General features: G+C 60.2%; 25 protein-coding genes and 4 tRNA genes. 15 read left to right on the plus strand and 14 right to left on the minus strand.

Annotation, left to right across the window (positions count from 1 at the left end; genetic code table 11):
- Window positions 1–215 precede the first annotated feature (215 nt).
- On the plus strand, window positions 216–3,164 hold the full coding sequence (locus tag L6D63_RS10570) for a DUF748 domain-containing protein (protein ID WP_236170326.1): 2,949 nt from the start codon (window positions 216–218) through the stop codon (window positions 3,162–3,164).
- Window positions 3,164–3,460, plus strand: a complete 297-nt coding sequence (locus tag L6D63_RS10575) for a DUF2845 domain-containing protein (protein WP_041065375.1) — start codon at window positions 3,164–3,166, stop codon at window positions 3,458–3,460. Before L6D63_RS10570 ends, L6D63_RS10575 begins: the two co-directional genes overlap by 1 nt.
- A 233-nt stretch (window positions 3,461–3,693) precedes the next feature.
- On the opposite strand, the gene L6D63_RS10580 is transcribed toward L6D63_RS10575, so the two are convergent.
- Both L6D63_RS10580 and L6D63_RS10585 read right to left on the minus strand, forming a co-directional pair.
- Window positions 3,694–4,050: a BON domain-containing protein gene (locus L6D63_RS10580; protein WP_007963876.1), complete on the minus strand. Its 357-nt coding sequence runs from the start codon at window positions 4,048–4,050 to the stop codon at window positions 3,694–3,696.
- Between the two features lie 295 nt (window positions 4,051–4,345).
- Window positions 4,346–4,786, minus strand: coding sequence for a pilin (locus L6D63_RS10585; protein WP_131671598.1), 441 nt, complete (start codon window positions 4,784–4,786; stop codon window positions 4,346–4,348).
- A 228-nt stretch (window positions 4,787–5,014) separates the two neighbouring features.
- Here L6D63_RS10585 and pilB point away from each other — a divergent pair, with 228 nt between their 5' ends.
- From pilB to yacG, 5 genes are read left to right on the plus strand one after another with little or no spacing between them, the layout of a single operon-like run.
- On the plus strand, window positions 5,015–6,715 hold the full coding sequence (pilB, locus tag L6D63_RS10590; protein WP_041065369.1) for a type IV-A pilus assembly ATPase PilB: 1,701 nt from the start codon (window positions 5,015–5,017) through the stop codon (window positions 6,713–6,715).
- Between the two features lie 2 nt (window positions 6,716–6,717).
- A complete protein-coding gene (locus L6D63_RS10595) occupies window positions 6,718–7,935 on the plus strand; it encodes a type II secretion system F family protein (RefSeq protein ID WP_095668296.1) in 1,218 nt (405 codons plus the stop codon).
- Window position 7,936: 1 nt separating this feature from the next.
- A complete protein-coding gene (locus L6D63_RS10600) occupies window positions 7,937–8,809 on the plus strand; it encodes a prepilin peptidase (RefSeq protein WP_047296621.1) in 873 nt (290 codons plus the stop codon).
- A complete protein-coding gene (gene coaE, locus L6D63_RS10605; RefSeq protein ID WP_131671597.1) occupies window positions 8,806–9,429 on the plus strand; it encodes a dephospho-CoA kinase in 624 nt (207 codons plus the stop codon). The genes L6D63_RS10600 and coaE overlap by 4 nt, the downstream gene beginning before the upstream one ends.
- Window positions 9,426–9,626, plus strand: a complete 201-nt coding sequence (yacG, locus tag L6D63_RS10610) for a DNA gyrase inhibitor YacG (RefSeq protein WP_007963861.1) — start codon at window positions 9,426–9,428, stop codon at window positions 9,624–9,626. The genes coaE and yacG overlap by 4 nt, the downstream gene beginning before the upstream one ends.
- A 6-nt stretch (window positions 9,627–9,632) precedes the next feature.
- Here yacG and L6D63_RS10615 read toward each other — a convergent pair whose 3' ends face one another.
- From L6D63_RS10615 to L6D63_RS10625, 3 genes are all read right to left on the minus strand, one after another.
- Window positions 9,633–9,848 (minus strand): hypothetical protein, encoded by a 216-nt coding sequence (locus L6D63_RS10615; protein WP_041065358.1) that lies wholly within the window; start codon window positions 9,846–9,848, stop codon window positions 9,633–9,635.
- A 65-nt stretch (window positions 9,849–9,913) separates the two neighbouring features.
- On the minus strand, window positions 9,914–10,603 hold the full coding sequence (locus L6D63_RS10620) for an energy-coupling factor ABC transporter permease (protein ID WP_131671596.1): 690 nt from the start codon (window positions 10,601–10,603) through the stop codon (window positions 9,914–9,916).
- Window positions 10,600–11,067, minus strand: coding sequence for an FAD/FMN-containing dehydrogenase (locus tag L6D63_RS10625; RefSeq protein ID WP_131671595.1), 468 nt, complete (start codon window positions 11,065–11,067; stop codon window positions 10,600–10,602). Before L6D63_RS10625 ends, L6D63_RS10620 begins: the two co-directional genes overlap by 4 nt.
- A 129-nt stretch (window positions 11,068–11,196) precedes the next feature.
- Here L6D63_RS10625 and L6D63_RS10630 point away from each other — a divergent pair, with 129 nt between their 5' ends.
- The 4 genes from L6D63_RS10630 (at window position 11,197) to L6D63_RS10645 (ending at window position 13,934) form a co-directional block, all read left to right on the plus strand.
- Entirely contained in the window at window positions 11,197–11,823 is a 627-nt protein-coding gene (locus L6D63_RS10630) for a DUF1780 domain-containing protein (protein WP_003228301.1), read from the plus strand.
- The gene (locus tag L6D63_RS10635; RefSeq protein ID WP_131671594.1) at window positions 11,820–12,347 is read left to right on the plus strand and encodes an MOSC domain-containing protein; all 528 of its coding nucleotides are present in this window, start codon (window positions 11,820–11,822) and stop codon (window positions 12,345–12,347) included. The genes L6D63_RS10630 and L6D63_RS10635 overlap by 4 nt, the downstream gene beginning before the upstream one ends.
- A gap of 51 nt (window positions 12,348–12,398) precedes the next feature.
- Window positions 12,399–12,572, plus strand: a complete 174-nt coding sequence (locus tag L6D63_RS10640) for a DUF3094 family protein (protein WP_003228304.1) — start codon at window positions 12,399–12,401, stop codon at window positions 12,570–12,572.
- A gap of 63 nt (window positions 12,573–12,635) precedes the next feature.
- A complete protein-coding gene (locus L6D63_RS10645; RefSeq protein WP_041065349.1) occupies window positions 12,636–13,934 on the plus strand; it encodes an NAD(P)/FAD-dependent oxidoreductase in 1,299 nt (432 codons plus the stop codon).
- Window positions 13,935–14,092: 158 nt separating this feature from the next.
- Here L6D63_RS10645 and L6D63_RS10650 read toward each other — a convergent pair whose 3' ends face one another.
- The 8 genes from L6D63_RS10650 to rluD all read right to left on the minus strand — a co-directional run bounded on the left by L6D63_RS10650 (window position 14,093) and on the right by rluD (window position 20,969).
- Entirely contained in the window at window positions 14,093–15,718 is a 1,626-nt protein-coding gene (locus tag L6D63_RS10650; RefSeq protein WP_131671593.1) for a methyl-accepting chemotaxis protein, read from the minus strand.
- 161 nt (window positions 15,719–15,879) lie between these two features.
- Window positions 15,880–15,956 (minus strand) — tRNA-Pro (locus L6D63_RS10655).
- A 97-nt stretch (window positions 15,957–16,053) separates the two neighbouring features.
- Window positions 16,054–16,129 (minus strand) — tRNA-Lys (locus L6D63_RS10660).
- 5 nt (window positions 16,130–16,134) lie between these two features.
- Window positions 16,135–16,211 (minus strand) — tRNA-Pro (locus L6D63_RS10665).
- Window positions 16,212–16,220: 9 nt separating this feature from the next.
- Window positions 16,221–16,296: transfer RNA gene (locus L6D63_RS10670), tRNA-Asn, on the minus strand.
- 295 nt (window positions 16,297–16,591) lie between these two features.
- Complete coding sequence (gene clpB / locus L6D63_RS10675; protein WP_047296631.1) at window positions 16,592–19,156, minus strand: ATP-dependent chaperone ClpB; 2,565 nt, start codon at window positions 19,154–19,156, stop codon at window positions 16,592–16,594.
- Window positions 19,157–19,287: 131 nt separating this feature from the next.
- Window positions 19,288–20,010 (minus strand): peptidoglycan editing factor PgeF, encoded by a 723-nt coding sequence (gene pgeF, locus L6D63_RS10680; protein WP_041065342.1) that lies wholly within the window; start codon window positions 20,008–20,010, stop codon window positions 19,288–19,290.
- On the minus strand, window positions 20,007–20,969 hold the full coding sequence (gene rluD, locus L6D63_RS10685; RefSeq protein ID WP_047296633.1) for a 23S rRNA pseudouridine(1911/1915/1917) synthase RluD: 963 nt from the start codon (window positions 20,967–20,969) through the stop codon (window positions 20,007–20,009). Before rluD ends, pgeF begins: the two co-directional genes overlap by 4 nt.
- 151 nt (window positions 20,970–21,120) lie before the next feature.
- On the opposite strand from rluD, the gene L6D63_RS10690 reads away from it, so the two are divergent.
- The 4 genes from L6D63_RS10690 (at window position 21,121) to L6D63_RS10705 (ending at window position 25,424) form a co-directional block, all read left to right on the plus strand.
- The gene (locus L6D63_RS10690; RefSeq protein ID WP_047296635.1) at window positions 21,121–22,143 is read left to right on the plus strand and encodes an outer membrane protein assembly factor BamD; all 1,023 of its coding nucleotides are present in this window, start codon (window positions 21,121–21,123) and stop codon (window positions 22,141–22,143) included.
- Window positions 22,144–22,268: 125 nt separating this feature from the next.
- Window positions 22,269–22,502: a PP0621 family protein gene (locus tag L6D63_RS10695; RefSeq protein WP_027612810.1), complete on the plus strand. Its 234-nt coding sequence runs from the start codon at window positions 22,269–22,271 to the stop codon at window positions 22,500–22,502.
- Window positions 22,492–24,081 carry a sensor histidine kinase gene (locus tag L6D63_RS10700; RefSeq protein ID WP_047296636.1) on the plus strand — a complete coding sequence of 530 codons (1,590 nt, stop codon included), beginning with the start codon at window positions 22,492–22,494 and terminating at the stop codon, window positions 24,079–24,081. The genes L6D63_RS10695 and L6D63_RS10700 overlap by 11 nt, the downstream gene beginning before the upstream one ends.
- Window positions 24,078–25,424 (plus strand): sigma-54-dependent transcriptional regulator, encoded by a 1,347-nt coding sequence (locus L6D63_RS10705; protein ID WP_131671592.1) that lies wholly within the window; start codon window positions 24,078–24,080, stop codon window positions 25,422–25,424. Before L6D63_RS10700 ends, L6D63_RS10705 begins: the two co-directional genes overlap by 4 nt.
- Window positions 25,425–25,514: 90 nt before the next feature.
- Here L6D63_RS10705 and thiO read toward each other — a convergent pair whose 3' ends face one another.
- On the minus strand, window positions 25,515–26,615 hold the full coding sequence (thiO, locus tag L6D63_RS10710) for a glycine oxidase ThiO (RefSeq protein ID WP_131671591.1): 1,101 nt from the start codon (window positions 26,613–26,615) through the stop codon (window positions 25,515–25,517).
- Window positions 26,616–26,665: the final 50 nt, after the last annotated feature.

Below are 26,665 nucleotides of genomic sequence, written 5' to 3' on the forward strand. Positions count from 1 at the left end.
CCTGCGGGACTGGCAACCATCCAATGTGGGAGCGAGCTTGCTCGCGAAGGCGGCGCGTCAGTCAGCATATTTCTCGACTGATCCGCAGCCTTCGCGAGCAAGCTCGCTCCCACAGTGTCTTGGTCCTACAGAAGAATCTGAACAATCCTGCCCCCCACGATGTACTTCGGAACCAGAATCGCGTGCCATACTCCAAGGCACTCCGATTCAGACAGATGAAGCCGCAAATGCCCAAAGGATTGATTCGCGCGATTGGCGCCTTGTTGACTGCTCTGGCCCTCTACAGCCTGCTGGGGTTTCTGATTTTGCCGGGCATTGCCCTGCGCATTGCCAACCAGCAACTGGCGAACTACGCCACGGTGCCTGCGCACATCCAGCGCATCGAGCTCAATCCGTTCAGCCTTGAAGTCACCCTGTGGGGCCTGGTCGTCGGTGAGCCGGGCAAGGAGCAGGTCGGCTTCGAGCGGCTGTACGCCAACCTGCAACTCGACAGCCTGTGGACCAAAGCACTGCACCTGGCCGATATCGAGCTGGACAAGCCCAAGACCGAAATCCTCTTCGCCAAGGACGGCCAGCTCAATCTGCTGGGCCTGTTCAAAATTCCCGCCAGCGAGCCGACCCCGGCCGATCCGAATGCCAAGCCGTTCCCGCTGCGCATCGACCGCATTCAGCTGGCCGGTGGCAACGTGCATTTCGAGGACGCGCGGCCGAGCGAGCCCATCGAGTTCCTTTACGACAAACTCGACTTCGAACTGAAAAACCTCAGCACCCTGCCCGAAGACAATGCCGACATGACCCTGGTGGCTGCCGGCCCGGCCGGTGGGCAGATCGACTGGAAGGGCAACTTCAGCCTGATCCCGTTCACCTCTGAAGGCACCCTGAAAGTCACCGATGGCAAGATGAAATCCTTCTGGCCCTATGTGCGTGATGCGCTGCCGCTGGTGCTCGAAGACGGCGTGATCAACCTCAGCACCGAGTACAAACTGAATCTGTCGAAACAAACCGAACTGCTGCTGAACAACGTCGCGGTGAATATTGCGCCGTTCGCAATCAAGGCGCCGGACGGACGTCCGCTGGCCAGACTCGAACGCCTTGATGTCAGCGAGACCTCGCTGGACCTGGCCAAACAGCAGGTAGTGGTCGGCAAGATCCGCAGCAACAAACTGGAAACCTGGGCCGCGCTCGAGGCCGACGGCCAGCTCGACTGGCAGAAACTGTTCGCCAGCCAACCCTCGAAACCGGCCGCCAAGGCCGCCGCCGAACCCAAGACCACTCCGGCCGCCGCCGATTCGCCGAAAGAGCCGGCGGCGCCGAGCAAGCCCTGGCAGGTGCTGCTCAAGGATGTGCAGTTGCGCAATTACACCGTGCATCTCGCCGACCGTTCGGCCAACCCGCCGGTGGCGCTGGATGTGACGCCGCTGAATATCGACCTGCAGGATTTTGACAGCCTCAACGGTTCGCCTTTCAAGGTCAGGCTCGACAGCGGTCTGGGCAAACAAGGCAAGATCAACGCCGACGGCGTGGTCAACCTCGCACCGGTTACCGCCCAGCTCAACGTGAAGACCCAGGACATCGACCTGCGTGTCGCGCAGTCCTACATCAATCCGTTCATTCGCCTGGAACTGCGCAGCGGCATGCTCGGCAGTGACCTCAAGGTCAACCTCAAGAGCACCGAGCCACTGGCACTCAGCGTTACCGGGCGCGCGCAGATCGATCAACTGCACACCCTCGACACCCTGAAAACCCGCGACTTCCTCAAATGGCAGCAAGTCGTGGTTGAAGGCATCAACTATCAACACGGTGACAGTGTGTCGATCGACAAGGTCAACCTGTTCCAGCCGTACGTGCGGTTCATGATCAACGATGACCGCACCACCAACATTGATGATTTGCTGATCCCGCAACCTGCCGATTCCGGGGCGAAAACGGCAGCGGCCAAACCCGCCAATCACTCGAAACCGCTGGGCATTCACATTGGCGGTATCGCGATCAATGACGGCTCGGCCAACTTCGCCGACTTCAGCCTGACCCCGAACTTCGCCACGGCAATCCAGCAACTCAACGGCCAGATCGGCACCATCGACAGCCGTCAGGCGAAACCGGCCAGCGTCGACGTCAAGGGCAAGGTCGACCGCTATGCGCCGGTGACCATCAAAGGTGCGGTCAATCCGTTCGACCCGATGGCCAGCCTCGATATCGCTACCAGTTTCAAACGCGTCGAACTGACCACACTCACCCCGTATTCCGGCAAATTCGCCGGCTACCGCATCCGCAAGGGCCGGCTCAATCTCGACCTGCACTACCTGATCACCAAGGGCCAGTTGAAGGCTGAAAACAAAGTGGTGGTCGAGCAGCTGCAACTCGGCGAGAAAGTCGACAGCCCGGATGCCGTGAGCCTGCCGTTGAAACTGGCGATTGCCCTGCTCAAGGACGTCGATGGCAAGATTTCCATCGAACTGCCGGTCACCGGCGACCTCAACAACCCGCAATTCAGCGTAATGCCGATTGTCTGGCAGACCCTGCGCAATCTGATCGTCAAAGCCGCCGCCGCGCCGTTCAAGCTGATTGGCGGACTGGTCAGCGGTGGCGGTTCTGAAGACCTCGGCACCGTGTCCTTTGCACCCGGGTCGAGCGACCTGAGCAAAGACGCCGAATCAGCGCTGGATAAACTGTCCCAGGCGCTCAAGGAACGTCCGGCCCTGCGCCTGGAGATCGAAGGTACCGCCGCGCAAAGCAGCGACGGTCCGCTGCTGGCCGAACAGCGTCTGGAACGCGAATACCAGTACAACTACTACAAGATGCTCCAGCGCCGTGGCGACAAGGTGCCGGCCCAGGCTTCCCTGCTGCAAGTACCGGAGAACGAGAAAGGCCCGTTGCTCGAAGGCATCTACCGCACGCGTCTGAAAACCCAGCCGCCGGCCGAATGGAAGGATCTGGGCAAGGAAGAACGCACGGCGAAAATGCGTGACGGCGTGATCAAGTTCTGGAGTTCCAGCGATGTCCTGCTGCGCCAGTTGGGACAGGAACGCGCCAGCAGCATCAAGGACTATCTGGTCGACAAAGGCCAATTGGCGGACGACCGGGTGTACTTCATCGATGCCAATCTGGGCGAGGCCGAGAGCGATGGCCGGGTCGTGACGCAAATGCATCTGGACGCCGAATGATGAACCGCAAATGGCGGGTGGCTTTGACGCTGCTGCTCGCCGCCAGCCCTGCGCTGGCCTCCGACACGCTACGTTGTGGCAGCCAACTGGTCAGTCTCGGCGACCGTGCCAGCGAAGTGCTGCAGAAGTGTGGCGAACCGGTCAGCCGCGATGTCCTCGGCTACAAGCGCAGCGCCAACCGCCGCGAAGAATTTCAGGTCGAGGAATGGACCTACGGCCCGAGCAACGGCATGTATCAATACCTGCGCTTTGAAGGCAATCGCCTGCGGCAGATCAACAGCAAGCGCGGTAACTGAAAGATCAAAAGATCGCAGCCTCCGGCAGCTTCTACAGTGAAATGCATTCCCTGTAGGCGCTGCCGGAGGCTGCGATCTTTTGCTTCTAGCAAATAGAACAGGCCCCGACACAAGTGTCGGGGCCCGTAATGGTCACATCCGTGTGACCGTTCGCATGAACTCTAAAGTTGCGGCAGACGTATTGCTCGGCCCGTCTGTCGCGTCTTCTCCCGGTCCAGGCGAGAAGTCATGCCTTACTCGGCTTTCAGGCCGTCAGCGGAGACCGCTTTGACGCCTTTGATTTTCTTGGTGATGTTCACAGCGGTGGTTTTCTGAGCTTCGGTGACAGCGACGTCAGAAGACAGGGAAACCACACCTTTGTTGGTTTCGACTTTGATGTCGGTACCAGGAATGCCTTTTTCGGTTACCAGGTCGCTTTTGACTTTGGTAGTGATCCAGGTATCGGAAGTAGCTTCTTTAGCCTTGGTCATTTCACCAGCAGCCAGAGTCATTGGAGCCTGAGTAGCCTGGGTGGATTGTGCAAAGGCACCGGAAGCCATGGTCAGGGTCAGCGCGGTAGCAGCAGCGGCAGTGATAGCGAACTTCTTCATACGAGTAACTCCTGTTTTTCTGGAAAGTCTGCTGGTTGTCTTGTCAGCAGGGTTACTGGGTATATTGCGAACGCTGTGCCAACTTTTCGAAAGACAATAAATCGTTATAAATCAATAAGTTATGAATTAGATAAATTTTCGAAATCATGCAATTTGCATGACGCGTGGAATATCGACATGCAAGTTGCGGTTTTTTGGAAAGTTCCTAAATGGCTGAAATTATTGAAGCTTTTTTTACTGCTCTGGAAATGAAAATGCCCCGAAGATCGGGGCATTTGCCATTCAGGCCCTCGCATCAAGTGCCGCTGGCAGTGCAACCTTTTGGCGAGTAGTCAGCGTTGACGGTGGTTGCGCAGGTCCACACGCCAGAGGTGCTGCCCGTTGCAGCGCCTGAACGGGTGAGCGTGATTGTCTTGCCCAATACCGGACCCGGTGCGTTCACCAGTGTGCAAGTGATGGTGCCGGCACCGGTCGAGGCCGTCCCGGAGGCCGCCAGTGTGCAGTTCGACGTGGTCGCGGAAGCGCCGCCCGCCACCAGTGTCAGCGTCGGATCCGTACCTTGATTGATGGTGTCTTCAAACGGCACTTTGAGCGCGCTGATTTCTGCCAGACCTGCTGTCACTTTCGAACGGGCCTGGTATTTGGAGTATTGCGGCAGGGCGATGGTCGCCAGAATACCGATGATCGCCACCACGATCAGCAGCTCGATCAGAGTGAAACCTTTTTGGTTGTTCATAGACAGGCTCTCCATGCATGAGTCGGAATCTCATGATCTGCAAAGAGCTCAGCACAGGCCATGCCAACCGCCTGCAGACCCCGTGCGCTGGGCATAAACGCGCGATATCGCGCTTTCCTACAACCTGTAACCGCACTATCTGACACTTTTTGTCACCTGCACCGGGGGTGTTTGGCGCTGTCACTTGACTAGGCTATAAGTCATGAACTGTCAGCTTCCGGAATTCCCATGAATGACATCGCTCTGAGCGGTCTGGCCAAGCAGTTGGTACAGGCCGAACTGCTCACGGAAAAAAGCGCTCAGCAGGCCTGGCAACAGGCGCAGCGCAATCGGTTGTCGCTGGTCAGCTACCTGGTGCAGAACAAACTGGTGAAGAGCTCACAGGTGGCCGAGATCGCTTCCGAGCATTTCGGCATGGCCTTCATGGACCTCAATTGCCTGGACAAGGAAACCCAGCCCAAAGGCCTGGTCAGTGAAAAACTGGTGAGGCAGCACCACGCCCTGCCCTTGTGGCGCCGTGGCAACAAACTGTTCGTGGGCATTTCCGACCCGAGCAATCATCAGGCGATCAATGACATTCAGTTCAGCACCGGGCTGAGCACCGAAGCCATTCTGGTGGAGGACGACAAGCTCACCGAGGCCATCGAGAAGTTCTTCGACACCCACGCCAGCGGCCTGGAGGACATGGCCGACGTCGATCTCGACGGCATGGATGTCGAGTCCGTCGACGACAGCCGCCAGGACGCCATCGGCGGGCTCGACGCCGATGACGCGCCGGTCGTGCGCTTCGTGCACAAGATGCTGCTCGACGCGATCAAGAGTGGCTCCTCAGACCTGCACTTCGAACCCTACGAGAAAAACTTCCGGGTGCGGGTGCGCACCGACGGTATCCTGCGCGAGGTGGCCAAACCGCCGATTCAACTGGCCGGGCGGATCGCCGCACGCCTGAAGGTCATGGCCAGCCTGGATATCTCGGAACGCCGCAAACCGCAGGACGGGCGGATCAAAATGCGCCTGTCGAAGACCAAGTCGATCGACTTTCGGGTCAACACCCTGCCGACGCTGTGGGGCGAAAAAGTGGTGATCCGGATCCTCGATCCGTCGAGCGCACAGATCGGCATCGATGCATTGGGTTACGAGCCGGCGCAGAAAGACCTGTACATGGCGGCGCTCAAGCAGCCGCAGGGCATGATTCTGGTGACCGGGCCGACCGGTTCGGGGAAAACCGTGTCGCTGTATACCGGCCTGAATATTCTCAATACCGTCGACATCAACATTTCCACCGCCGAAGACCCGGTGGAAATCAACATGGAAGGCATCAACCAGGTCAACGTCAATCCGAAACAGGGTCTGGATTTTGCCCAGGCCCTGCGTTCGTTTCTGCGGCAGGACCCGGACGTGATCATGGTCGGCGAAATCCGCGACCTGGAAACTGCCGAGATCGCGATCAAGGCCGCCCAGACCGGCCACCTGGTGCTGTCCACGCTGCACACCAACAGTGCCGCCGAAACCCTGACCCGCCTGCACAACATGGGCATTCCCGGGTTCAACATCGCCACCTCGGTAAGCCTGATCATCGCCCAGCGCCTGGCGCGCAAGCTGTGCAACCACTGCAAGAAACCGATCGAAATCCCCCGCGAAACGCTGATCAAGGAAGGTTTCCCTCCGGAACAGATCGGCAATTTCACGATCTACGAGCCGGTCGGTTGCGATCACTGCAACGGCGGCTACAAGGGACGCGTGGGGATTTATGAAGTGGTGAAAAACACCTCCGAGCTGCAGCGGCTGATCATGGCCGAAGGCAACTCGCTGGAAATCGACAGCCAGATGCGTCGCGACGGCTTCGACGACCTGCGCACCTCGGGCCTGCACAAGGCCATGCAAGGCATCACCAGCCTGGAAGAAATCAACCGGGTCACCAAGGACTGAACATGGCGGTCAAGGCAGCGAAAATCAGCATCTACGCCTGGGAAGGCACGGATCGCAAAGGCAGCAAGGTCACGGGCGAGTTGAGCGGGCAGAACCCTGCGCTGATCAAGGCCCAGCTGCGCAAACAAGGCATCAACCCGGGCAAGGTGCGCAAGAAATCCACCTCCTTGCTCAGCCTCGGCAAACGCATCAAGGCCCAGGACATCGCCCTGTTCACCCGGCAGATGGCAACCATGATGAAGGCTGGCGTGCCGTTGTTGCAGTCGTTCGACATCATTGGCGAAGGCTTCGACAACCCGGCGATGCGCAAACTGGTGGACGAAGTGAAGCAAGAGGTGGCAGCCGGCAACAGCTTCGCCGCCGCCCTGCGCAAGAAGCCGCAGTATTTCGATGAGCTGTATTGCAACCTGGTGGATGCCGGCGAGCAATCCGGTGCACTCGATACGTTGCTCGAACGAGTCGCAACCTATAAGGAAAAAAGCGAAGCGCTCAAGGCCAAGATCAAGAAAGCCATGACCTACCCCACAGCCGTGGTGCTGGTGGCGATGGTGGTCACGGGGATTTTGCTGGTGAAAGTGGTGCCGCAGTTTCAGGCAGTATTTTCCGGTTTCGGCGCTGAACTGCCGGCCTTCACGCTGATGGTGATCAGCATCTCCGAGTTCATGCAGCAATGGTGGTGGGCGGTGCTCGGCGCCCTGATTGCAGCGGTGTTCGGCATCCGTCATGCGCTGAAGACATCCCAGGCATTGCGCGACCGTAAAGACACCTGGCTGCTGAAGCTGCCGCTGGTGGGCACGCTGATGTACAAATCGGCGGTGGCGCGATTCGCCCGCACCTTGTCGACCACCTTCGCCGCTGGCGTACCGCTGGTGGAAGCACTGGATTCGGTGGCCGGCGCCACCGGCAACGTGGTGTTCAAACGTGCAGTGCTGCGTATCCGCCAGGACGTCGCCACCGGTATGCAGCTGAATTTCTCGATGCGCAGCACTGGGGTGTTCCCGAACATGGCGGTACAGATGACCGCCATCGGTGAGGAATCGGGCGCGCTGGATGACATGCTCGACAAGGTCGCCGGTTTTTATGAGGACGAAGTGGATAACATGGTCGACAACCTCACCAGCCTGATGGAGCCGTTCATCATGGTGGTGCTCGGGGTCATCGTCGGCGGGCTGGTCGTGGCCATGTACCTGCCGATTTTCCAGCTCGGCTCAGCGATCTGACATGCCTATCGACCAACTCTTCAGTCTGTATCCGCTGGCCTTTGTGTGCACCGCTCTGCTGCTGGGTCTGGTGGTGGGCAGTTTCCTCAACGTGCTGGTCTGGCGTCTGCCGAAAATGCTCGAGCGCGATTGGCGCCAGCAGGCGCAGGACGTCCTCGGCCTGCCGAGCGAAACGCCACTGCCGACCTACAACCTGATGCTGCCGCACTCCCAGTGTCCGCACTGCGGCCACCGGATTCGGCCGTGGGAAAACATTCCGCTGCTCAGCTACCTGTTGCTGCGCGGACGCTGTTCGGCGTGTACCGCCCCGATCAGCAAACGTTATCCCCTGACCGAACTGGCCTGCGGCCTGCTCTCGGCATTCGTCGCCTGGCACCTGGGTTTCGGCTGGCCGGCCGGCTTGTTGATCGTTCTCACCTGGGGCCTGCTGGCGATGAGCCTGATCGACACCGAACATCAATTGCTGCCCGATGTGCTGGTGTTGCCGTTGTTGTGGCTGGGGTTGATCGTCAACAGCTTCGGGCTGTTCGTCTCGTTACACGCCGCGCTGTGGGGCGCGGTGGCCGGCTACATGGCGCTGTGGTCGGTGTTCTGGCTGTTTAAGCTGCTGACCGGCAAGGATGGCATCGGCCACGGCGATTTCAAGCTGCTGGCGCTGCTCGGGGCCTGGGGCGGCTGGCAGATTCTGCCGCTGACGATTCTGCTGTCGTCGCTGGTGGGGGCGATTGTCGGGGTGATTCTGCTGCGGCTGCGTGAGCAGAAAACCTCGACGCCGATGCCCTTCGGCCCGTATCTGGCAATTGCCGGCTGGATTGCCTTGCTCTGGGGTGGTCAAATAACCGACTTCTATTGGCAGTTTGTCGGTTTGAAATGAATACCCCTGTGGAAAAACCCTGGATTCTCGGCCTGACCGGCGGCATCGGCAGCGGCAAAAGCGCCGCGGCCCAGCACTTCATCGATCTCGGGATCCATGTGGTCGACGCCGATCACGCAGCGCGCTGGGTGGTCGAGCCGGGGCGTCCGGCGCTGGCGAAGATTGCCGAACACTTCGGGCCCGGCGTCCTGCAAGCCGATGGCACGCTGGACCGTGCGGCCCTGCGCAAATTGATCTTTGAAGTGCCGGAAGAACGCCGCTGGCTCGAAGCCCTGCTGCATCCGTTGATCGCCGAGGAAATCGCTCACCATCTGGCGCTGGCAAAATCGCCTTATGCGATTCTGGTGTCACCGCTGCTGATCGAATCCGGGCAATACGCGATGACCCGGCGCATCCTGGTGATCGACGCCCCGCAACAATTGCAGATCGACCGCACCTTGCAGCGCGACCAGACCAGCGAACAGCAGGTCCAGGCGATCCTCAAGGCCCAGTCGAGCCGCGAAGACCGCCTGAGCCGTGCCGACGATGTGGTGGTCAACGACCGTGACCTCGCCTGGCTGCACAGCGAAGTCGAGCGTCTGCATCACTTTTACCTGACTTTATCTGGAGGCCAAGCATGAGCCCAATCCCGACCGTTGACTGCCCAACCTGCGGCGCCCCCGTGGAATTCACCCCAGAGAACAAATTCCGCCCGTTCTGCTCCGATCGCTGCAAGCTGATCGACCTCGGCGCCTGGGCGTCCGAAGAACACAAGATTCCGGTCGCCCCGGATGCCGAAGACGAAATGTTCTCCGGTGATTTCGACCCGCGTCACTGATCGCGATCAGGGCCGCATGAAGCCGTAGTCCTGATCGTCGTCGAGGTTTTCCGCGAGAAAGCGCAATTCGTCGGCCAGGTCTTCGGCGTTGCGCACCGTCTTGCTCTGTTGCACCACCGCGCTGAGCAAGGCGCGCAAACTCAGGCCCGGATCGAAGCCGACCTCCAGCGCCATCTCCAGACTCTGCCGCGTTTCCTGCCTCGCCCACTCGTAAACACTCATGCCGCTGCTCCTGAAGGGATTTGATTGAGCATGAAATGCCGCGCGCGGAGCGGATTTGATGTGGATCAAGACTTGGGATCGTCGTCCTTCCACGGCGCCGAAAGGTAGCGGGTGCGGTTGAAGGTTTCCAGCCACTCGGGGCTGAACACCACGAGCGCGCTGATCACCATCCCGTTGATGAACGCTTCGGGGAAAATCAGCAGCCACAGGTAGCCGATGAAGTCTTCCAGCCATTCCGGCATGGCAAACAGGCCGTCGTACCACAGCAGGCCCAGGCTCAACGTCAGGCACAACAAGGCCGACAACGCCGCAGCAAAGAATCCGGAACAGAAGATATACACGAACGGATTTCGCGGCTGGGCACGCTCGACGATGATCGCCACGCACTCAGTGATCAACACCGGCAACAGGATCAGCAACGTACCGTTGACCCCGACCGCCAGCAGATCCTGACGCCCGAGCAACACCAACCCCATCTGCGCCACCAGCCCGCCGACAATCGCCAGCGGCCAGTCCAACAAAAGTGTCACCGCGGTCATGCCGATGAAGTGATAAGAAACCCCGGTGTCGAAATCCCTGCGCACCATCCACAGCAAAAACACGGCGAACACGGTGCCAAACAGCAGATGCTGACGGCGACTGTCACTGAACAACTCGACCCACGGCGCACGACAAATCGCCCAGATAAGCACCGGCAGATAGATCAGCCAGCCGACCGTCAGGCTTTGCGGTGACAGCAGCTCGGCGCCGATCATGGACGGGCCTTCTCCAGTGCCTCGTGCAGTGAGGCCGCGTCGATGTACTCATGCTGTTCCAGCAGTCGGCCGTCCTTGAGTTGCAGCCACAGCACCGAGCCTTCGGCGCCGGGATAACGCGATGCCACCCTGCCTTCACGATCAAGCATGACCCGATAGCTGTAATCACGCATGGCCGGAACCGCGAACATCTTCGCGATCAGCGCCGGCATGCGCTGGATGTCAGCGACGAACACGGCGTGATGCGCCTCCAGATAGCCTTTTGGCTGGTCTTTCAACGCCTGCTTGATCAGCCTGGCGCCGTCCATGTCGCGCGCCACCAGCAGCGTCGTGGTGCGGTTATCGAGGGTGAACGGCTGATCGTATTGATCCAGCAACGTCCAGGGCGCCAGCCGCTCACCGATTTCAAGCGCCTGAGCCCACAGCGGAATCACAGCCAACACCAGCAGCCAGCAAAATTTCACGTTCATCCCCTCGATTTGGCATTAATGGACGGTTTTCCTCAGTCTACACCGCCCGTTGCAACCGCCCACTGACACACATTGCCGCGTGGTGCTTTCAGCTTGTCGCAATTGAACGCTAAGCTTGGGCTTATGGATGACTCAGATTATTTACGCCTGCTGACCATCGCGGCAGAGCAAGCCAACGCGTTCCTGTCCAATGCCCGCAAATGGGAGCGTGAGCGTTGGGTCTGCCAGCGCCTGCTGCAAGGCTTGAACATTCCTTACCGCGCCGATGAGTTTGCCCCTGCTGGCGAGCCGCCGGACGTGCTGTTTCGCGATGCCAATTTCGAAGTGTTTTTCGTGCTCGACGAAGGCCGCCGACTCAACGACGAATGGCGCGACGAACTGCAACGCCGCCGCAGTGCATTTTCCCTCAGCCAACTGGTACGCCGTGAAGCCAAGCCACGGCGGATCCCGGCCAATGAATTCTTGCTGCGGCTGGCGCCGACCTTGCGCAAAAAAGCGCACAACTACAAGGAACGCGGCATGGATCTGGGCGAACTGGACATCATCGCCTTCGCCAGTCTCAAGCGCGAAGTGCTGGACCTCAACAGCCACTTTCCACCGCCCACCGAGTATCTGCGTCAGGGCTGGCGCTCGCTGTCGCTGGTCGGGCCGACTTTTGCCCGGGTGCTGTTCGCGCATCCTGATGCACCGGATTTCCTGCGCAGCAACCTCGGTCGCAGCATCGTCTTCGATGTCGGAATCAGCCTGTGACGCCGTTGCAGCAGTTGATTGCCGACGTCCCGCAGACCGGACGCGTGCGCTGGATCGGCGTGCGCCCCGAGTCTCGCGGGCCAATGATCGAACTCGACGCGGTGGAAGCACGACTGGAGGCCGGACTGACTGGCGATCACGCCCGCGCGGGGGTGCGCAACGCGCGGCAAGTGACGTTGATCCAGTTCGAACACCTGGCCGTGATCAGCGCGTTGATGGGCCGGTCAGAGGATCATCCGGTCAAGCCTGAAGACCTGCGGCGCAATCTGGTCATCAGCGGTATCAATCTGTTTAGTCTCAAGGGTCGGCGCTTTCGCATCGGTCAGGCAATATTCGAGACCACTGGCTGGTGTCAGCCCTGCGCGCGCCTGCAAAACCACCTCGGCCCCGGCACCTTTCAAGCGGTGCGCGGGCATGGCGGAATTACCGCCCGGGTGTTACAAAGCGGGATCATCCGCCTCGACGACGGTGTTTCGGTCGAACCGGTTCCGGCCAGAGGCTATGCTGCGTTCAACCCGGGATAAAAACCGCTGTAGCGTCTCCACCTTCAGCAACGTCTACCTGACGAGGCCTTTATGACCAGCCGCCTGAACCCCGAAGACCAGAAGCATGTCGAAGAGTACCTGCAGTTGTCCCAACACCGTGTCGAGCGCCGGCCTTTCCGGCCGTGGATGCTCCTGGTGCTGGTGCTGGCAGTGACCATTGGTCTGGGCTTGCTGAGCCGACTTATCAGTTACCTGACGCTATGAGCTGCCTGGCGCTCGCTCGGGTAACCGCACCGATTTCCTTTAAAAACCTTGCGAGTTATCCCTATGTCCCATCGTATTGTCATTGTCGGCGGCGGCGCCGGCGGTCTGGAGCTGGCTACCCGTCTGGGTAAGACTCTGGGCAAGCGCGGCACGGCCAGCGTGATGCTGGTCGACGCGAACCTGACGCACATCTGGAAACCCCTGCTGCACGAAGTGGCCGCCGGATCGCTGAACTCTTCCGAAGACGAACTCAACTATGTTGCCCAGGCGAAATGGAACCACTTCGAGTTCCAGCTGGGGCGCATGAGCGGGCTTGATCGGGCGCAGAAGAAAATCCAGCTGGCCGCCACCTACGACGAGAACGGCGTGGAACTGGTACCGGCGCGTGAAGTGCCTTACGACACGCTGGTGATCAGCGTCGGCAGCACCACCAACGATTTCGGCACCCAGGGCGCGGCGCAGCACTGCCTGTTCCTCGACACCCGCAAACAGGCCGAGCGTTTCCACCAGCAGCTGCTCAACCACTATCTGCGTGCGCACGCCGGACAGACCGATGTGGTCGAGCAGATCAGCGTGGCCATCGTCGGTGCCGGCGCCACGGGTGTCGAGCTGGCGGCAGAACTGCACAACGCGGCGCATGAACTGGCGGCTTATGGTCTGGACCGGATCAAACCGGAGAACATGCACATCACCCTGATCGAAGCCGGCCCGCGAGTGCTGCCAGCCCTGCCGGAACGCATCAGCGGCCCGGTGCACAAGACCCTGGAGAAACTCGGGGTCAATGTCATGACCAATGCGGCGGTCAGCGAAGTGACCGCCGACAGCCTGATCACCGCCGATGGCAACGTGATCAAGGCCAGCCTGAAAGTCTGGGCCGCCGGGATCCGCGCACCGGGTTTCCTCAAAGACATCGACGGTCTGGAAACCAACCGCATCAATCAGCTGCAAGTGCTGCCGACGTTGCAGACCACCCGCGACGAAAACATTTTCGCCTTCGGTGACTGCGCCGCCTGCCCACAGCCGGGTTCGGATCGCAACGTGCCGCCGCGTGCACAAGCCGCACACCAACAGGCATCGTTGCTGGCCAAGTCGCTGAAGCTGCGTATCGAGGGCAAAACCCTGCCGGAGTACAAGTACACCGACTACGGCTCGCTGATCTCGCTGTCGCGTTTTTCCGCTGTGGGTAACTTGATGGGCAACCTGACCGGCAGCGTGATGCTCGAAGGCTGGCTGGCGCGGATGTTCTACGTGTCGCTGTACCGCATGCACCAGATGGCGCTGTACGGACCGTTCCGCACGGCGATGCTGATGCTGGGCAGCAAGATCGGTCGCGGTACCGAGCCACGCCTGAAGCTGCACTAGAACCAAAACGTGTGGGAGCTGGCTTGCCAGCGATAGCGGTCAGTCAGTCGGCGATGATGTTGACTGATCCGCCGCTATCGCGGGCAAGCCACGCGCCCACATTGTTTTGTGCAGCTCACAAAATCAGCAGGCTCATTCCTGCAATCGATCACCGCTCATCAGAGTTGGAAGCGCCGCACCATGCCTTGCAGCGCGTTGGCCAGTTGCGACAGTTCTTGGCTCGACGCACGGGTCTGATCGGCACCTGTCGCCGAACGGACCGACAGGTCGCGAATGTTCACCAGATTACGATCCACTTCCCGCGCGACTTGCGCCTGCTCTTCGGCGGCACTGGCGATCACCAGATTACGCTCATGGATCTCATGCACCGAAGCGGTGATGGTTTCCAGCGCCTCCCCGGCGCGCTCGGCCAACGCCAGTGTGGTCGTGGCCCGTGCAGCGCTGGCCTGCATCGAATCCAGCGCCAGGCTTGAACCACTGCGCATGCCCTGCACCATCTGCTCGATCTCCTGCGTCGATTGCTGGGTGCGATAGGCCAGCGCCCGCACTTCGTCGGCGACCACCGCAAAACCTCGCCCACTTTCCCCTGCGCGGGCCGCCTCGATGGCGGCGTTGAGCGCAAGCAGGTTGGTCTGCTCGGCAATGGCACGGATCACATCCAGCACTTTGCCGATGTCCTGTGACTGGTTGGCCAGCGATTGCACCAACTCGCCAGTGTGCTGCACGTCGCTGGCCAGCGCATTGATGGCCGATGCGGTATCACTGACCCGCGCCTGCCCCAGTTGCGCCGACTCACTGGATTGGCGGGTGGCATCGGATGTCGACACGGCATTGCGAGCGACTTCTTCAACGGCTGTGGTCATTTCATTGACCGCCGTCGCTGCCTGTTCGATTTCGTTGTTCTGCTGCTGCAAGCCGTGTGTGCTGTCGAGCGTCACCGCGTTGAGTTCATCAGCAGCGCTCGCCAGTTGCGTGGCCGAACCGCTGATGCCTTGCAGCGTTTCCCGCAGGTTTTGCTGCATGGTCGCGAGCGCCTTGAGCAATCGGCTGACTTCATCGTTACCGTGGGTTTCGATCGGCCGGGTCAGGTTGCCCCGGGCCACGCTTTCGGCAGCGCTGACGGCGCTGCTCAGCGGACGGACGATGCTGCGGGTGAGCAACATCGCCAGCGCCACCGTGGCCAGCGCCGCCAGCGCTATGAACAGGCTGACGATGGTGCGCGAGGTCTGGTAGTGGTCAGCGGATTTCTGGCTCTCCGCAGCAACCTGTTTGGCGAACAGATCCGCCAGGTCATTGAGCTGCTTGCCGGAGCCGTCGACCACGGTTTTCATATCAACCAGCAACAATTTGGTCAGTTCGTCACGCTGGCCTTGATCGGCCAAGGTGAAGGATTGCGCGATGCCGGTGCGATAGGCAGCGAAGGTCTTTTTGAACTGGTCATAAAGCTGCTGGCCTTCCGCCGTGGTGACCAGTTTGTCGTAGGCGGCGATCTTCTCGCTCAGCTCCTTGTCGCGGGTATCCATCTGGCTGCGGTAAGTCGCGATGTTCTGCGGATCCTGATCAAGGGCCATGCGCAGGGAAATCGTACGAATCCGCAACATCAGCTCGCGAATTTCGTCACCGCCGCGAATGCTCGGCAGCCAGCGGCTCTCGACCGCGACCTCACTGTCACGGATGCTCGACATCTGCCCCAAGGCAAATACGCCGAGCAACGCCACCAGGACCGCGATCAGGGCAAAACCCAGCGCGGCACGTGGAGCAATATTCAACTGACGAAGCAACATGACGAACGCCCTTATTCTTGTATTGGCCAGATTGAAGGGGCGAACAGTGGCAGCCCCTCTCGTTAGCGGGCTATCGGCAAGTTGTACGATGACTTGAAAGGAATTGTCTGGCGCGAGGACAAAAAAAATCCCCGTATCTTTCGATACGAGGATTTTTAATATGGTCGGGGTAAGGGGATTCGAACTCCTGACATCCTGCTCCCAAAGCAGGCGCGCTACCGGACTGCGCTATACCCCGGTAAAAAAAAGGCGACCTTTCAAAGATCGCCTTCTTCGATCAGCGCTTTTGGCCTCTGATCTTAAGATTCGATCCCAGTGTTACCTGGTTTCAAAAATGGTGGGTCGTGTGGGATTCGAACCTACGACCAATTGGTTAAAAGCCAACTGCTCTACCAACTGAGCTAACGACCCAAAAATGGTCGGGGTAAGGGGATTCGAACTCCTGACATCCTGCTCCCAAAGCAGGCGCGCTACCGGACTGCGCTATACCCCGGTTTGAAATTGGCTCCGTGACCAGGACTCGAACCTGGGACCCAATGATTAACAGTCATTTGCTCTACCGACTGAGCTATCACGGAACTACATATTTCAATTTACAACGGTGAAACTTACAGCTCCTAGACGCCGTTCGCATCGCTGCGTTCGTGTGTCTGAGGCGCGCTATTCTACAACCTAGAACACCTCTGTCAACCCCCTAAATCGCTTTCAAGTTAATGATTTGCAACTTATTTCAGATTTCAGCTCAGTGAGCTGAGATGCTGCGGGTGACTGACTGCGGGGCGCACTTTACAAGCCTTTTCCTTAGAGTTCAACAGCCTAACGAAAAAAAGGCCTCGCAAAGCGAGGCCTTCCTTATTTCATTGGCTTTACCGCTCAGTCGAAAACGATTTCGTCGCTCACGACCTTGCCGGTTGCCGTGTCGCCCGGCAGGAAATGCCCCGACAGGATCAACTGCGCCAACGGGTTTTCGATCCAGCGCTGGATTGCACGTTTGAGCGGACGTGCGCCATACACCGGGTCGTAACCCACGGCAATCAGCTTGTCCATCGCTTCCGGGCTCAGTTCCAGCTTTAGCTCGCGCTCGGCCAGACGACTGCGCAGACGGCCCAGCTGGATCTCGGTAATGCCCGCGATCTGATCCCGCGCCAATGGCTCGAAGATCACCACTTCGTCGACCCGGTTGATGAACTCGGGACGGAAGTGACTGGTCAGCGCGTCCATCACCGCTGCACGCTGCGCCTCACGGTCACCGACCAGTTCCTGGATCTGCGACGAGCCGAGGTTCGAGGTCATGACAATCACGGTATTACGGAAATCCACCGTACGTCCGTGGCTGTCGGTCAGGCGTCCATCCTCCAGCACTTGCAGCAGGATGTTGAACACATCCGGGTGCGCCTTCTCGACCTCATCCAGCAGGATCACCGAGTAAGGCTTGCGGCGTACCGCTTCGGTCAGGTAACCGCCCTCCTCATAGCCAACATAGCCCGGTGGCGCCCCGATCAGCCGCGCCACGGAATGTTTCTCCATGAACTCGGACATGTCGATCCGCACCATTGCCTCTTCCGTGTCGAAGAGGAATTCGGCCAGCGCCTTGCACAGCTCGGTTTTACCGACCCCGGTCGGGCCGAGGAACATGAACGAACCGCTCGGACGATTCGGATCCGCCAGCCCGGCACGCGAGCGCCGTACGGCGTTGGCCACCGCGACCACCGCTTCGTCCTGACCGATCACGCGCTGGTGCAACAGGCTTTCCATCTTCATCAGCTTGTCGCGCTCGCCTTCGAGCATTTTCGACACCGGAATACCGGTCCACTTCGAAACGACTTCGGCGATTTCCTCTTCGGTCACCTTGCTGCGCAGCAACTGGTTTTCGCTCTTGCCGTGTTGGTCGACCATTTGCAGGCTGCGTTCCAGATCCGGGATCACCCCGTACTGCAATTCGGCCATGCGGTTAAGGTCGCCTTTACGGCGCGCGGCTTCCAGTTCCTGACGCGATTGCTCGATCTTTTGCTGAATCTGCGCCGAACCCTGTACCTCGGCTTTTTCCGAGTTCCAGATTTCTTCCAGATCCGAGTACTCACGTTCGAGGCGGACAATTTCTTCCTGGAGTTTTTCCAGGCGTTTCATCGCCGCTTCATCGCTTTCTTTCTTCAGTGCCTGGGATTCAACCTTGAGCTGAATCAACCGACGCTCCAGACGATCGAGCACTTCCGGCTTGGAATCGATCTCCATGCGGATGCGGCTGGCGGCCTCGTCGATCAGGTCGATGGCCTTGTCCGGCAACTGCCGATCAGTGATGTAGCGATGGCTGAGCTTGGCGGCCGCGATGATCGCACCGTCAGTGATCGCCACCTTATGGTGAACCTCATAACGCTCCTTGAGGCCACGCAGGATGGCGATGGTGTCTTCTTCGCTCGGCTCGTCCACCAGCACTTTCTGGAAGCGCCGTTCGAGGGCCGCATCCTTCTCTATATATTGGCGGTACTCGTTGAGCGTGGTTGCGCCGACGCAGTGCAGCTCACCGCGCGCCAGTGCCGGTTTGAGCATGTTGCCGGCATCCATCGAGCCTTCGCCCTTACCGGCGCCGACCATGGTGTGAAGCTCGTCGATGAACAGAATGATCTGCCCTTCCTGCTTCGACAGTTCGTTGAGCAGCGCTTTGAGGCGTTCTTCGAACTCACCGCGATACTTGGCACCGGCAATCAGCGCGCCCATGTCCAGCGACAACAGGCGTTTGCCCTTGAGGCCGTCCGGCACTTCGCCGTTGATGATGCGCTGTGCCAGACCTTCGGCAATCGCGGTCTTACCCACACCAGGCTCACCGATCAGCACCGGGTTGTTCTTGGTGCGACGTTGCAGCACCTGAATGGTCCGGCGGATTTCGTCGTCACGGCCGATCACCGGATCGAGCTTGCCGTCTTCGGCGCGCTTGGTCAGGTCGACGGTGTACTTGTCCAGTGCCTGACGCGACTCTTCATGGTTGGCGTCATTCACCGCCTCACCACCGCGCAGGTTGTTGATCGCGTTTTCCAGGGCTTTCTTGCTCACGCCCTGGCCGAGCAGCAGTTTGCCCAGTTTGCTGTTCTCGTCCATCGCGGCGAGCAGCACCAGTTCGCTGGAAATGAACTGGTCGCCCTTCTGCTGGGCCAGACGATCAGCCTGATTGAGCAGACGCGCCAGATCCTGCGACATGTTGACGTCGCCGGTCGGGTTCTGGATTTTCGGTAATTGATCGAGCTCTTTGGTCAGCTCTTTGCGCAGGCTGTTGACGTCGAAGCCCACTTGCATGAGCAGAGGTTTGATCGAACCACCCTGCTGTTCAAGCATGGCTTGCATCAAGTGCGCCGGCTCGATGGCCGGATGATCGTGGCCAACGGCCAAGGATTGGGCGTCGGACAACGCCAACTGTAATTTGCTGGTTAAACGGTCTATACGCATGGGGTCACCTTCCTTTTGAGCAGGTCGGACCTAAAAACCATCCTGAATAAAGAAACCTGCCAGATACCACTGTAGATGCGGTCGATTCTGGGAGATTCAAGCGTCGGGAGATTGATGTAGATCAGACAAGCTTAGCGGGTGAGCCAGACAAGGGAGGCAAAGCGCCCCGTGCGCGACGCACGGCGGTAAGAAAAGAAGCGCGGATCGGTCACCGTGCAGAAACCGCCACCATAAACCGCCGTGACACCTTTGGCCGCCAGACGCAGACGCGCCAGCAGATAGATGTCAGCCATGAACTTGCCAGCATTGTGGCTTGGCACGAAGGCGGCTGCCGCTTCCGGCAGTTGCTTGACGAAGACTTCGCGTACTTCCGGGCCGACTTCAAAGGCTTTCGGGCCGATGGCCGGGCCGAGCCAGACCAGCACGTCCGCCGCAGCGGTGTCGAGATGATCGAGGGTGGCTTCCAGTACGCCCGCCGCCAACCCGCGCCAACCGGCATGGGCCGCCGCGACGCGAGTACCGGCCCGGTTGCAGAACAATGCCGGCAGGCAATCGGCAGTCATCGCCGTGCAGGCAATCCCGGGAGTTGCCGTCCAACTGGCATCGGCGGTGGCCACCACGCCCGGATCAGCATGGGCCACGACAATGCCGTGCACTTGCTGCAACCAGGCAGGCTTTATAGAGAAATGTTCGGTCAGACGCCGACGATTCTCGGCGACTGCGTCCGGGCGATCATCGACATGATCGCCCAGATTGAGGCTGTCGAACGGCGCCTCGCTGACACCTCCCTCGCGGGTGGTGACACAGGCCCTGACGCTGGCCGGCGCAGGCCAGTCCGGCGTCAGCCAGTTCATCCGACGAAGGCCTCGCGATCCTGCTTGAGCAAGGTCAGCAGCCAGACGAAATCTTCCGGCAGCGGCGATTCCCAGCTCATGCGCTCACCGGTGGTCGGATGATCCAGCTCAAGGAAGCGCGCGTGCAGCGCCTGACGCGGGAAGTGCTTGAGCGACTCGACCATGGTCGGGTTCGCAGCAGGCGGAATGCGGAAACGCCCGCCGTACGCCGGGTCGCCGACCAACGGGAAGTTGATGTGCGCCATGTGTACACGGATCTGGTGGGTCCGGCCGGTTTCCAGCTTGACCCGTACATGCGTGTGGGACCGGAAACGCTCCAGCACGCGGTAGTGACTGACGGCCGGCTTGCCGCCTTCCATCACGGCCATGCGCTGGCGCTGCTGACCATGGCGACCGATCGGCGCGTTGATCTTGCCCCCGGCGGTCACCACACCGATCACGATGCACTCGTAAATCCGGCTGACACTGCGGCTTTGCAGCTGGGCAACAAGCTTGGTCTGCGCCTGGATGGTCTTGGCCACCACCATCAGACCGGTGGTGTCCTTGTCCAGGCGATGCACGATACCGGCGCGCGGGACATTGATGATGTCCGGCACGTGGTGCAGCAAGGCATTGAGCAAGGTGCCATCAGCGTGGCCGGCAGCCGGGTGCACCACCAGGCCCGCAGGCTTGTTGATCACCAGGATGTCGTCGTCTTCATAGACGATGTCGAGCTCGATGTCCTGGGCGATCCACTCGCCCTGGGCTTCCTGCTCGGCAGTCAGCTCAAGGACGGCACCGCCATGCACGATGTCGCGCGGGCGGATGACCGCCCCGTCCACAGTCAGGCGACCTTCTTTGATCCAGGCGGAAAGGCGCGAGCGTGAGTGCTCAGCGAAGAGTTGGGCGGCGACTTGATCGAGGCGTTGGCCGCCCAAATCGGACGGCACCTCTGCGCGAAGTTCAATTTTATCGGACATGCTCTGACTGGGCGTCGGCACAGCCTTTGGTTTCGGCTGCGCGCTTGTGGTTAAATACGGCGTCTTTTGCCCCGAGGCTTTTCAACGGGGCGCTCATCATAACAGGACGGCCCCGCCCAAGACAGCGGCCGTCATAGGGACGCAAGCCGCCATGCAAGTGAAACACCTGCTGCTGATCGCCATCCTCGCATTGACCGCTGCTTGCTCATCGAAGGAAGTCGTCGACGAAAACCTGAGCGAAGCCGAGCTGTACCAGCAGGCTCAGACCGACCTGGACAACAACAGCTACACCAGCGCCACGGCCAAGCTGAAGGCTCTGGAGTCGCGGTATCCGTTCGGTCGCTACGCGGATCAGGCACAGCTTGAACTGATTTATGCCAACTATAAAAACGCCGAGCCGGAAGCTGCCAAGTCCGCCGCCGAACGTTTTATCCGTTTGCACCCACAGCACCCGAACGTGGACTATGCCTATTACCTCAAGGGGCTGACCTCGTTCGACCAGGACGTCGGCCTGCTGGCGCGCTTCCTGCCGCTGGACATGACCAAGCGTGACCCGGGCGCTGCCCGCGACTCGTACAACGAGTTCGCCCAACTGACCAGCCGCTACCCGAACAGCCGCTACGCGCCGGACGCCAAGCAGCGCATGATCTACCTGCGCAACCTGCTGGCCGCCTACGAAATCCACGTAGCCGACTACTACCTGACCCGTCAGGCCTACGTCGCCGCCGCCAACCGTGGCCGTTATGTAGTGGAAAACTTCCAGGAAACCCCATCGGTCGGCGACGGCCTGGCGGTGATGACCGAGGCTTACCAGCGTCTGCACCTGGACGAACTGGCTGCTACCAGTCTGGAAACCCTGAAACTCAACTACCCGAATCACCCAAGCCTGCAGGACGGTCAGTTCGTGCCTTCGGTTGCCGAAGCCGACAACCGTTCGTGGCTGAGCAAGGCCACTCTTGGCCTGATCGAGTCGCGTCCACCGCTGCCGCCGGGAGAAACCCGCGCCAACCAGGATGTGCAGAAGCAGTTCCAGGACGCGAAAGACGCGATCCCGAACGAGCTCAAGCCTAAAGACGAAAACGGCGACGTGATCGAGGAAGAGCGTCATGAAGCCGAAGGCAACAACGAAGATCGTTCGTGGTTCAGCTACATGACCTTCGGCGTGTTCGACTGATCACATCGGGTACATAAAAAGGGAGATCTGCGGATCTCCCTTTTTTGTGGCGGCGCGTTAATAGTCTGTGCGCTTGCCGGCTCCTTGGCTAAACTGCCGAATCATTAGCCGAAAAGCCGCCCATCATGCTTCGTTTACTGTTCTGGATTGTCCTGATTTTCGCCGCGGTATGGCTGTGGCGCAAATTCAAGGCGCCCGCCTCGTCTGCTCAATCGCCCCGCGAGCAAGACGCCGCACCGATGGTGCGCTGCGCCCACTGCGGCGTGCATCTGCCCCGCGACCGTGCGCTGAACCTTCAGCAACAATGGTATTGCAGCCAGGCTCATCTTGAGCAAGGCCCGGGCGCCAGTGATCGCTGAGGCCGCCAACGCCGACCGTAAACAGGCGCAGCGCCTGCTGCGCCTTTATCATCTTTACCGTTTGAGCGTCGGCATCACGCTGGTGCTGCTGATCTCCAGCAATATGGACAATCGCCTGCTGACGTCGGCCGACGACGATCTGCTGCGCAGTGGCAGCTGGTTGTATCTGGTGCTGAACATCCTGCTGGTGGTGTTTCTGGAAAATACCCGGCGGCCCTCGCAGCTGTTCAGTCTGGCGCTGGTGGATGTGCTGCTGCTGTGCGGTTTGTTCTACGCGGCGGGCGGGGTGGCCAGCGCGATCGGCAACCTGCTGATTGTCTCGGTGGCGATCAGCAACACCTTGCTGCGCCGGCGCATTGGCCTGCTGATTGCCGCCATCGGCGCACTTGGCATTGTCGGCTCAAGCTTCCTGCTGAGCCTGAGCCATCCCCTGAGCGCCAATGACTATCTGCAAGCCGGAACCCTGGGCGCCTTGTGCTTTGCCGCATCGCTGCTGGTCCAGGGTTTGATCCGGCGCCTGGAAGTCAGCGAAAATCTCGCCGAACAGCGCGCCAGCGAAGTCACCAGCCTTGAAGCCCTCAACGCTCTGATTCTGCAACGCATGCGCACCGGCATCCTGGTGCTCGACGAGCAGCGTCGGGTACAGCTGGCCAACCACAGTGCGAAGACCCTGCTGGCCCAGTCGCATCTTGAAGGCCATTTGATCAGCGACTATTCGCCAGCATTGGTCGAGCGCCTGCAACTGTGGCTGAGCAACCCGACCCTGCGCCCGCAGAGCCTGAAGATTCCCGGCAATGGCCTGGAACTGCAACCGAACTTCATCGCCCTCGATCAGAGCCCCAACCAGCAAACCCTGGTGTTCCTCGAAGATCTGGCGCAAGTTGCGCAGCAGGCCCAGCAACTCAAGCTCGCCGCGCTCGGGCGCCTGACCGCCGGCATCTCCCATGAAATCCGCAATCCACTGGGCGCCATCAGTCACGCCGCGCAGCTGCTGGGCGAGTCCGAGGAACTCGATGGTGCGGATCGGCGTCTGACGCAGATCATTCAAGACCACTCCCAGCGCATGAACCGAGTCATCGAAAACGTCCTGCAACTGTCGCGCCGCCAGCAGAGCGCCCCTCAGCGCCTGGATCTCAAGCCATGGCTGGAGCACTTCGTTGCCGAGAGCCGCGAACAGGCGAGCGAGCGGCAGTCGATTCATTTGCGGATCAATTCCGGGGACTTCATCACGTTGATGGATCCGGATCAGCTCACGCAGATTCTCGACAATCTGTTACGTAACGGCTGGCGCCACAGCGCCCTGCTGCACGAGCAGGCCGAGGTCTGGCTGGCGCTGTTCATCGACCCCGAGAGCCAGCTGGCTGTGCTTGAAGTCCAGGACAATGGCCCCGGTGTACCGCTTGATCAACAACCGCATCTGTTCGAACCCTTCTTCACCACCAGCAGCCAGGGCACCGGCCTTGGGCTTTATCTGTCCCGTGAGCTGTGCGAAAGCAACCAGGCGCGCCTAGACTTCAAACCACGCCAAGGCGGCGGCTGCTTTCGCATCACCTTTGCTCACGGACGGAAACAAAGTTGAACACGAGCCCACGGCAAAAAATCCTCATCGTCGACGACGAGCCGGATATCCGCGAACTCCTGGAAATCACCCTGGGACGGATGAAACTCGACACCTTCAGTGCTCGCAACCTCGGCGAAGCCCAGGCGCTGTTACAACGCAATGCGTTCGACCTGTGCCTGACCGACATGCGCCTGCCCGACGGCAGTGGGCTGGACCTGGTGCAGCACATTCAGCAACGTCATCCACAACTGCCAGTGGCGATGATCACCGCCTATGGCAGTCTGGAAACCGCGATCAACGCATTGAAGGCTGGCGCCTTCGACTTCCTCACCAAGCCAGTTGATCTGACGCGCTTGCGTGAACTGGTCAGTACCGCGTTGCGCATGCCGGCGGTGGGCGGCGCCGGCACGTCGATAGACCGACGCCTGCTCGGCGACTCGCTGCCCATGCGCGATCTGCGCAAACAGATCGACAAGCTGGCGCGCAGTCAGGCGCCGGTCTACATCAGCGGAGAATCGGGCAGCGGCAAAGAACTGGTCGCACGGCTGATCCACGAACAGGGACCGCGCGCCAGCAAACAGTTTGTGCCGGTCAATTGCGGGGCGATTCCGTCCGAGCTGATGGAAAGCGAGTTTTTCGGCCATCGCAAGGGCAGCTTTACCGGCGCGGTCGAGGACAAGCCCGGGCTGTTCCAGGCCGCGCACGGCGGCACCCTGTTTCTCGACGAGGTGGCGGACCTGCCGCTGGCGATGCAGGTCAAACTGCTGCGGGCAATTCAAGAGAAAGCCGTGCGCAGTGTCGGCGGCCAGCAGGAAGCGGTGGTCGATGTGCGCATTCTCTGTGCTACCCACAAGGATCTCGAGGCCGAGGTCGCCGCCGGGCGCTTTCGCCAGGACCTGTATTACCGCTTGAACGTGATCGAACTGCGCGTGCCGTCCCTGCGCGAACGGCGCGATGACATCCAGGTATTGGCTGCGCACATGCTCCAGCGCCTGGCGGCAGGCAGCGGTCGAGCGGCGGCCCGCCTGCATCCACAGGCGCTTGAGGCGCTGAAGAGCTACCGCTTCCCGGGGAATGTGCGAGAGCTGGAAAACGTCCTCGAACGGGCGCACACGCTGTGTGAAAACCAGTTGATCGAGGCGGCGGACTTACGGCTCAGCGAAGGTAATTGTGCGGTTGAGGGCGGCATCGCCGATCTTACCCGGATCGACAACCTTGAGGATTATCTGGAGAACGTCGAGCGCAAGCTGATCCTGCAGGCGCTGGAGGAAACCCGCTGGAATCGCACGGCAGCGGCGCAGCGCTTGAGTCTGTCATTTCGCTCGATGCGCTATCGGCTGAAGAAACTCGGTCTGGATTGATTCGTTAAAAGATCGCAGCCTGCGGCAGCTCCTACAGGAAATGCATTCCAATGCAGGAGCTGCCGCAGGCTGCGATCTTTTGCTTTTGCCTTAAATACGACCTTCAGGCGCATACGGCGCCGGATCGATAATCGGCGTACGCCCGAGCATCACATCGGCAAACAACTGACAAGACGCCGGCGCCAGCACCAGGCCGTTGCGGTAATGCCCACAGTTCAGCCACAAACCGTCAAACCCTGGCACCCGGCCGATATACGGAATCCCCTCCGGCGAACCCGGGCGCAAACCGGCCCAATGCCCCACCACTTCGGCCTCCGCCAGCGCCGGCAGCAATTCGACTGCCGAAGCCTTGAGGCTCTCCAGCGCGACCTCGGTCGGGGTCTTGTCGAAGCCTTCGTGCTCCAGCGTACTGCCGATCAGAATGTGCCCGTCGCGACGTGGAATCGCATAACGTCCCTTGGCCAGCACCATGCTCGGCAGGAAATCCGCTGCACACTTGTAGAGAATCATCTGGCCCTTGACCGGCTCCACCGGCAGCGTCAGATCCAATGTCTTGAGCAGATCACCGCTCCATGCCCCGGCCGTCAGCACGATCTGCTCGCCGCGGATCAGGCCCTTGGACGTCTCGACGCCAATCACTCGCTCGCCTTCGCGAACAAACCCGCTGACTTCGCATTGTTCGTGAATCGTCACGTTCGGCAGCGCCAGCAACGCCGCTTTCAGCGACTTCACCAGCCGTGGGTTACGCACGTTGGCCACATCGGCCATGTAGATCGCCCGGGCGAACCCGCCACCCAGCACCGGCACCGCGTCGTGCACCGCCGAGATATCCACAGCCCGCAGCGGACGGTCTTCCCGCTCAGCCCAGGCCAGTGCTTCGGTTTCATCTTCCAGATCCAGCCAGTACAGGCCGGTGGTGTGCACTTCGGGATCAACCCCGGTATCGGCAAACAGCCGCTCGCCCAGCTGTGGATAAAAATCCTGCGACCAATGCGCCAGCGCGGTGACGGCAGGGCTGTAGCGCCACGGGTACAGCGGGGAAACGATGCCGCCACCGGCCCAGGACGATTCCTGGCCGACGTTCGAGCGATCCAGCAGCACCACGCTGCGCACTTCGGAGGCGAGGTTGTAGGCGGTCAGCAGGCCAATCACCCCGCCACCGACAATCACCACTTGCTGTTGCCTGGTCATGTTTGATCCAACCGTAATGAAGACAGCGGGCGCAAAGAGGCGCCCGTAAG

Source organism: Pseudomonas parakoreensis (assembly GCF_021602155.1).
Taxonomy (GTDB): Bacteria; Pseudomonadota; Gammaproteobacteria; order Pseudomonadales; family Pseudomonadaceae; genus Aquipseudomonas; species Aquipseudomonas parakoreensis.

Coding starts and splice junctions, on each gene's coding strand:
- pilB (WP_041065369.1), top strand. CDS start 5,015: ATGAATGACATCGCTCTGAGCGGTCTGGCCAAGCAGTTGGTACAGGCC.
- L6D63_RS10600 (WP_047296621.1), top strand. CDS start 7,937: ATGCCTATCGACCAACTCTTCAGTCTGTATCCGCTGGCCTTTGTGTGC.
- rluD (WP_047296633.1), bottom strand. CDS start 20,969: ATGTCCGATAAAATTGAACTTCGCGCAGAGGTGCCGTCCGATTTGGGC.
- yacG (WP_007963861.1), top strand. CDS start 9,426: ATGAGCCCAATCCCGACCGTTGACTGCCCAACCTGCGGCGCCCCCGTG.
- L6D63_RS10615 (WP_041065358.1), bottom strand. CDS start 9,848: ATGAGTGTTTACGAGTGGGCGAGGCAGGAAACGCGGCAGAGTCTGGAG.
- L6D63_RS10650 (WP_131671593.1), bottom strand. CDS start 15,718: ATGTTGCTTCGTCAGTTGAATATTGCTCCACGTGCCGCGCTGGGTTTT.
- L6D63_RS10570 (WP_236170326.1), top strand. CDS start 216: ATGAAGCCGCAAATGCCCAAAGGATTGATTCGCGCGATTGGCGCCTTG.
- L6D63_RS10630 (WP_003228301.1), top strand. CDS start 11,197: ATGGATGACTCAGATTATTTACGCCTGCTGACCATCGCGGCAGAGCAA.
- L6D63_RS10620 (WP_131671596.1), bottom strand. CDS start 10,603: ATGATCGGCGCCGAGCTGCTGTCACCGCAAAGCCTGACGGTCGGCTGG.
- L6D63_RS10640 (WP_003228304.1), top strand. CDS start 12,399: ATGACCAGCCGCCTGAACCCCGAAGACCAGAAGCATGTCGAAGAGTAC.
- pgeF (WP_041065342.1), bottom strand. CDS start 20,010: ATGAACTGGCTGACGCCGGACTGGCCTGCGCCGGCCAGCGTCAGGGCC.
- L6D63_RS10645 (WP_041065349.1), top strand. CDS start 12,636: ATGTCCCATCGTATTGTCATTGTCGGCGGCGGCGCCGGCGGTCTGGAG.
- clpB (WP_047296631.1), bottom strand. CDS start 19,156: ATGCGTATAGACCGTTTAACCAGCAAATTACAGTTGGCGTTGTCCGAC.
- L6D63_RS10690 (WP_047296635.1), top strand. CDS start 21,121: ATGCAAGTGAAACACCTGCTGCTGATCGCCATCCTCGCATTGACCGCT.
- L6D63_RS10575 (WP_041065375.1), top strand. CDS start 3,164: ATGAACCGCAAATGGCGGGTGGCTTTGACGCTGCTGCTCGCCGCCAGC.
- coaE (WP_131671597.1), top strand. CDS start 8,806: ATGAATACCCCTGTGGAAAAACCCTGGATTCTCGGCCTGACCGGCGGC.
- L6D63_RS10595 (WP_095668296.1), top strand. CDS start 6,718: ATGGCGGTCAAGGCAGCGAAAATCAGCATCTACGCCTGGGAAGGCACG.
- L6D63_RS10580 (WP_007963876.1), bottom strand. CDS start 4,050: ATGAAGAAGTTCGCTATCACTGCCGCTGCTGCTACCGCGCTGACCCTG.
- L6D63_RS10585 (WP_131671598.1), bottom strand. CDS start 4,786: ATGAACAACCAAAAAGGTTTCACTCTGATCGAGCTGCTGATCGTGGTG.
- thiO (WP_131671591.1), bottom strand. CDS start 26,615: ATGACCAGGCAACAGCAAGTGGTGATTGTCGGTGGCGGGGTGATTGGC.
- L6D63_RS10695 (WP_027612810.1), top strand. CDS start 22,269: ATGCTTCGTTTACTGTTCTGGATTGTCCTGATTTTCGCCGCGGTATGG.